This window comes from Dermacoccus sp. BD5, from assembly GCF_044878485.1.
Lineage (GTDB): Bacteria > Actinomycetota > Actinomycetes > Actinomycetales > Dermatophilaceae > Dermacoccus > Dermacoccus nishinomiyaensis.
Map to the genome: position 1 here is coordinate 1 of NZ_JANJER010000036.1, position 1,087 is coordinate 1,087.

Genomic DNA, 1,087 nt, shown 5'->3' on the forward strand with positions numbered 1-1,087 from the left:
ACCATGCCCAAGAAGTACGACCAGCAGTTGCGTGAGCACGCCGTCAGGATGGTGCTCGACAAGCGCGCCGCCGAAGCATGCTCACAGCGCGTCGCGATGGACGCCGTCGGAGCCTCGCTCGGCATCGCGCCGGCGACCATCCGTAACTGGATGCCCCGTGCTGGCGAACAACCAGCCATGGTGGGCGCGGCAGCGCCACGTGAGTCCCTGGAGGAAGAGAACCGGCGCCTTCGCCGCGAACTTGCAGAGACACGGCGCGCGAACGAGATCTTGAAGAAAGCATCGGCTTTTTTCGCAGCGGAACTCGACCGCCCCACGACGAAATGATCCGGTTCATCGACGAACACAAGGGTCAGTTCGGGGTCGAGTCCATCTGTCGCGTGCTGGGCGCGATGGAGTGTGGGTTCATCACGTCGCGCGGCTACCGGGCAGCGAAAGCCCGCCCGCGCTGCGCCCGGGCAATCCGTGACGAGGTACTCATCGACGAGATCCGGCGCGTTCACCAGCAGAATTACGGCGTGTACGGCCAGCGCAAGATGTGGCACGCGATGCGCCGCGAAGGCTGGATGATCGGACGCGATCAGACCGCCCGGCTCATGAAAGTCGCTGGGCTGCACGGTGTTCGGCGCGGGCGTCGCCCGTTCACGACCGTCGCGTCGAAGCTGCCCGATCACCGCCCGGACCTGGTCGAGCGTGACTTCCACGCGATGGCGCCGAACGAGCTGTGGGTTGCGGACATCACGTACGTGCGCACCGTCGGTGGGTTCGCGTACACGGCGTTCATCACCGATGCGTGCACGCGCAAGATCGTGGGCTGGTCGGTCGCGTCATCGCTGACGACGCAGGCATTGCCGCTGATCGCGTTGCAGCAGGCGATCACCACGACCCCGGCGGCGCGTCAGGGCGGGCGGCTCGTGCACCACAGCGACCGCGGAGTCCAGTACGTTTCGCTGGCGTACACCGACACGTTGGCCGAGCACGGCGTTGCGCCTTCCGTTGGGACAGTGGGCGATTCGTACGATAACGCCTTGGCTGAGACGGTGAACGGCTTGTACAAGGCCGAGCTGATCTACTCACGCACGACGTG

Annotated in this window: 1 pseudogene; it reads left to right on the plus strand. The window is 65.6% G+C overall.

Annotated elements, in window-relative coordinates:
* Nucleotides 1-3 precede the first annotated feature (3 nt).
* Nucleotides 4-1,087 (plus strand): annotated as a pseudogene (locus NQ706_RS13640) (IS3 family transposase); the annotation flags it as partial.